This is a genomic window from Desulforhopalus vacuolatus (genome assembly GCF_016918505.1).
In the GTDB taxonomy this organism is placed as follows: Bacteria; Desulfobacterota; Desulfobulbia; order Desulfobulbales; family Desulfocapsaceae; genus Desulforhopalus; species Desulforhopalus vacuolatus.
In genome coordinates this window covers 1-5038 of the sequence record NZ_JAFFPZ010000061.1, presented here as the reverse complement: position 1 = coordinate 5038, position 5038 = coordinate 1, and the positions used below count along the sequence as shown (strand labels likewise).

Below are 5038 nucleotides of genomic sequence, written 5' to 3'. Positions count from 1 at the left end.
TAACACAGTAATTGAGAATTACCAAACCGTATCGCTTTTTGGCAGCATACAACCACTGGACCCAATTCCGACGGTCCATTTTCAATTTAAGTAAAAAGTCCCTCTTGTGGCATCTGTGGGTAAGATGCCATACTTGACCAGGAATATAATGCCGTTTTGCTCTCGCCATAAGAAATTATTTTCTAATGCAGATCTATATTAACGTTTTTGAGCCTAAAAAACGCATTATTGACAGGTATAAGAGTCACACGAATACAAACACTTACCTTGGCCCGACCCTCCTTCAACAGCTGCACACCTTTGTTCTGCAATTTTGCAGTGACTTTTATTTCTGAGCTATTGGGAAAATCCATTTGCCATTTTCCATGTAAGGTTTTTGGATAATTTCAAATTCCCCACAATATGTATAATTTTTGAAGAAATATATTTTTACACTTGTCTTGTTGTAGGCTTCATAAAGGAGTTTATTTCCATAAATTAATTTTTGTGATCCATCACCAGTATTTTGACCTTGATAATAAATAACCTGATTTTCTTGTTTATCATCGTAGGGTGTTGGACCGATATTGCTGAATAGTACAATATCTCCAGTGGATGAGTCTTTGATTCCAGCTCTTCCTTGGTAAGAAAAATTAAAAATTGATTGCAATTGAACTGCCGAATATTTTATGCCTATCTCAAAGGGTGATTCCTTTTCTGATTTTAGTTTTTCCTCAGAGCGATGGTCAAATTCTATTGTTGGTGTTGATGGAGCGACGGTATTCTTGGATAACCGATTTGCTTCGAGAAGAATGTCGGTGTACATGGCAGAGCCGTCACCGTCATTTGTTACATACACTCCCATTTCTTCATTGTTCTGTTGACTGAACTCATAAAGATTCAAGCTCGTTAAAATTGCTTCATTTTCATTCATGTAGCATTTTGCGTGAAGCGTTGGCGCGTCAAAAATCTGAGTTGAAAATTCATTCAAAGGTTCTTGTAAATCGTTTGCTCTACATACAAAAATTATTTCTACACCTTGCTGCTTTTTTTCTGATAATATTTCTTTTATCCTTCGCTGCAGTTTGAAATATGGGGAGATTAGAGTAATTTTGGAATTAGCATTTTTTAATAATTCTTCCAAGTAGTAATTGAGCCCCTGAGTTGTAAGAAATTTAACCATTTGAAGTACCTATTTTTTACTTGTGTTAAATTTGAATAGCCATACAGAATTGGCAATATAAATTTACAGCATTTCGTAAAGATGCTGTGCCGTTCAGAATATCTCCTTCAATCGGTATAGAATGTTTTGGTGAAACACCGGCATCTTGATCACTTTTGCTGTAAGCAAGTGAATTCAGCAAACTACGCATACCGTCCATTTTGTAATGACTATCAAGATTTCCTTCGTGTTTTTCAACACGTTTGCATCGCGATTTAGCATCGCTCCGTGGCCGTTTTTGCAAACGAGTACCGTTTCTCGTTACATATTCATCTATTAGCCATTTCTCGAATTCATTTTCTTTCATTTGGCATCTTTTTGTGAATCGAAATTGTATATTGGATTTCCAAGCATAACGTAATATTCACCGGGAAACTTTGGAGCGCAGCGGAAAAGATTTCCGGTGAATATTACGTTATGCAATTATTATTTTTGAATCTCCTATACCTTCAATTTTTATATATCCATCAACGAGCAACATTCTTAAAGATGCTCCAAAACTACCATTAGCTTCTGAAGGTGAATATTCATACTTTGAGTCCATTATTTCTTTCAAGCGTTTCTGAGTTATTGGACATTTTGTCTTAATTGTTTCGAGCATTTTAGATGGCCATGTATCGGGATTAGACAGCATAGCTCTATAACTTTTTAGGTACGGCGGTTCATTATTCTCATTTATCTTTTTTAAAAGATCGTTATCTGAAAATCTTTCCGTTTGCTTACCTATGTAATTGAAATAGGAATCGATCTGCATTCTTGTTATGTAATCATTGACTAGCAACTCTTCTAAAGAAAGCTCTTCAAAATCTTTAAACAAAGAATTTTCAAGATCTTTAATTTCTCCAGTAGGAATAATCATTTTGGTGTATTCATCGTTCATTTCTTCAAGAACAATGAAACATTTGTTGGAGTTAATGTTTCTACAGAACTCTATAATTATATGTTTTAGATCATTATGTTTCGATACAGACTGTTTTATCGTGTGCGATACTGTTATATTTTTTAGTTTTTCAGGACTATCTTTAGCCCTACCGTATTTTACATTTATTGATGAATTATTTTCAATTTCTTCTAATTGCTTTTTTATTTCCTGTAGATCTCGCTTGTTTGAACGTGAAACTAATAATAAATATACACAAGTTATCGCTAGCAATAATAATATTGCCATTTGGATATAAGGCAAATATTGCATTTGTTCTCCTTTTTTTAGGGCACAACGTTTAACTCACAGGCCGCCTAAAATTGGAACCAATGAACTTGGATTAAAATTGAACTCTTTTGTACCAGGAAATTTGAAAAACCGGCGACCTTAGGTGGTCCTTTGTGTAGCACCTTGTTATCTATTATTTTCTTTGAATTTATTTATTACTTTTTTAAAACCGGTGTCGTTTCGGTATTGATCAAATGCAGCCGATGTCTCAAGAAAACGAATATATTTTTTTGCTGAATCCTTCTTAATATCTTCAGAAAGTTTTTCTATATAGGAAAATAGCTTTTCTTTTTCACCTGATTTGGCATGTATCAATAAGACCTCAAACAGCAAAGATGGTGTTTCCTTCAAGAATATATTATTATTACTGTAGGTTTCATATAGCTTTATAGCCTCATTATTGTCACCGTTTGATAGATATAAATTAGCTATACTACGAGTCTGTTCATACTCAACTCTAGAGTTGAGTAACATCCCTATAAAAGTGAACATTGCTAACATGCCAACAACATAAATCCCTATAATTCCTGGTATCATATAATTTGCTAATTTACGGTAACTCTCCGCTTTGTCACTAACTTGATGTTCCTTTCCAATTATATCTTCACCAACGATACTAATTTCAATTTTATCGTTAAAATCTTTAACCAAAGATGAAATATCTAATGAAATACCATTAGGGAACAGAGGTATTTTGATTATAACATTATTTGATTCTGTATTTAGTTCTTGTGAAAATGAAAGAGCATTTTCTGAGGGTTTACAATCTATCGTTTCGAACCTCTGTCCCTCTTTCAACTTCAACTGAATTGATATTTCCTTCGCTGATTTATTACCTTGATTTTCAACTATCCATTTAATACCTGTTAGGTTGTTTGCAGGAATATGAATATTTGAAAGCTTCCTCCATGTTATATTAGCTTTTTTCTTTTGTATTTTTAGTACCAACAAAGTGAAAAAAAAAGTGGAAAAGGCTCCTATTATTACAAGAAAAATATCTTTAACTAGTGAAATTTCCATTTTTATCCTTTTTATCCTTTAGATAACAGTGGGTTAACTGGAAAACATCCATAATATCACCCTATATGTGGACTCTTTTTCCACTATATTTTGTATTAAAGGTGAAAAGTGGAAAATCATGTCCAGTTATTACTGTTATTTTCCATTTTTTCCATACAATCTGATTGTATCACTGTTCTGATGGAAAACAAGCCAAAATTCCTCAGCTCAAACTGAGGGATCAAGTGCGTGAGCCCCTGAGATACTCTCATTACGCACGCTCAACAGAAAAAACATATTGCCAGCCCTATGTGTCAGGATACTTTTCGCTTCAAAAAATCATCATAAATCCAAGGGCGAAGTGAGATCGAAAAAACAAAGATCGAATGCGTCCGGAAATTCTTCGACGAACTTAACAGCAAGAGTAATCCAGACAATGTGAAATATGAGGAAGTTAACAGCTTCGGCAAGTTGATGGACATTGTTGGGAGCAGGAACAGTTTCGTAATAGCAATCACATTTTTTACTGACCAAAAAACACGACAGGACAAACAGGGTGATACATTAATTTCATTGCAGAAACGTCTGTTGTGAGATGAGCCACCTGTTGTGCTGAAGACGCCCAAATTGGGCGTCTCTACAAAAACCTTTTGCTTTTTCCTGTCTCCTGTCTCCCGTCTCCTTTCTCCCTTTTTCCGTCCCTGCCTTTGAATCCGCTAATACAAAATGTAAATGGTATTAAATGCCTGGCTTTCCTCTATCGAGATGTTCTACAGACTTATGGGTTCCAGAAAGAGATCGACGATATGAAAAAGAAGCTGGCCGAGCTGAGCACCTTTGATGATGAACTCCGCCATTGTGCAGACAAGCGGATTTCCCTTGATCTCGACGACGGCGTTAAGGTCAACTATGGCAAGTTCGGCACTCTGCTGGCTGAGAAGAAGAAGGTCACAGGGAAGGGGTGAAGACGGGAGACGGGAGAAAGGAGACGGGAGAAAGGGAAAAGCAAAAAGCGGTAAGACAATTTTTTCACCGCGAAGAACGCGAAGGAACGCAAAAGACGGAGAGCCAACTAAAAACACGGAAAATACAAAAGATTCTCTCTATAAAAAGCCATTTTTCAAATGTTTAGTATGTTTCTCTGGTAAAAAAGCTGTTGTCGTCTCATCCTACAATGGATGTTTCTACAATTTGTTCATAATGTTGGCAAAACGCGGAAAAACCTTGCTTCACTCGCTGCTTGAACGTAGTATGAGCCTGCTTGAACGCAACATGAGCCTTAATTTGAAAATTTCGTGAATTTTGCACAAAACAAAGCCCGGAACATGCTTCAACATGACCGGGCTCTAAAACATTGTCACTGCGCAACGGTGATAAAACACATCAAACGGACAGGCCAACCCAGACCGAATGACGAATAAAAAGATACCTTAATCGCCCCAGACTGTCAACCTCTTTGACATTTATCAGCGTCTCTTTCTTTATTCCACGTTCCTTCTCTCGCCCGTCTGTTCAAAGAGGTCTTTTGAATGGATACTCCCGCACGCATAAACCTGACAACTTTTTCCAGTCCCCATATTCTTGTAAAATCATATAGCCAGGCTGATGACGGTACCCTGAAGAAGGTC

General features: G+C 36.2%; 6 protein-coding genes. 1 reads left to right on the top strand and 5 read right to left on the bottom strand.

Features of this window, described 5'->3' with window-relative positions:
- The 5 genes from JWG39_RS17270 to JWG39_RS15745 form a co-directional block, all read right to left on the bottom strand.
- The coding region (locus tag JWG39_RS17270; protein WP_500683479.1) for a transposase at nt 1–169 on the bottom strand (169 nt) is incomplete at its 3' end.
- A 156-nt stretch (nt 170–325) separates the two neighbouring features.
- A complete protein-coding gene (locus tag JWG39_RS15760) occupies nt 326–1162 on the bottom strand; it encodes a phospholipase D family protein (protein WP_205220402.1) in 837 nt (278 codons plus the stop codon).
- 25 nt (nt 1163–1187) lie between these two features.
- Nucleotides 1188–1508, bottom strand: coding sequence for a hypothetical protein (locus JWG39_RS15755; protein WP_205220401.1), 321 nt, complete (start codon nt 1506–1508; stop codon nt 1188–1190).
- A 108-nt stretch (nt 1509–1616) separates the two neighbouring features.
- Nucleotides 1617–2393, bottom strand: a complete 777-nt coding sequence (locus tag JWG39_RS15750; RefSeq protein WP_205220400.1) for a hypothetical protein — start codon at nt 2391–2393, stop codon at nt 1617–1619.
- 144 nt (nt 2394–2537) lie between these two features.
- Nucleotides 2538–3431, bottom strand: coding sequence for a hypothetical protein (locus JWG39_RS15745; protein WP_205220399.1), 894 nt, complete (start codon nt 3429–3431; stop codon nt 2538–2540).
- Nucleotides 3432–4216: 785 nt separating this feature from the next.
- Here JWG39_RS15745 and JWG39_RS15740 point away from each other — a divergent pair.
- Complete coding sequence (locus tag JWG39_RS15740; RefSeq protein ID WP_205220398.1) at nt 4217–4375, top strand: hypothetical protein; 159 nt, start codon at nt 4217–4219, stop codon at nt 4373–4375.
- The last annotated feature ends 663 nt before the right edge of the window (nt 4376–5038 follow it).

Bases quoted from the DNA above. Each gene is read 5' to 3' on its own strand.
- JWG39_RS15745 (WP_205220399.1), bottom strand. From the start codon at position 3,431: ATGGAAATTTCACTAGTTAAAGATATTTTTCTTGTAATAATAGGAGCC.
- JWG39_RS15755 (WP_205220401.1), bottom strand. From the start codon at position 1,508: ATGAAAGAAAATGAATTCGAGAAATGGCTAATAGATGAATATGTAACG.
- JWG39_RS15740 (WP_205220398.1), top strand. From the start codon at position 4,217: ATGAAAAAGAAGCTGGCCGAGCTGAGCACCTTTGATGATGAACTCCGC.
- JWG39_RS15750 (WP_205220400.1), bottom strand. From the start codon at position 2,393: ATGCAATATTTGCCTTATATCCAAATGGCAATATTATTATTGCTAGCG.
- JWG39_RS15760 (WP_205220402.1), bottom strand. From the start codon at position 1,162: ATGGTTAAATTTCTTACAACTCAGGGGCTCAATTACTACTTGGAAGAA.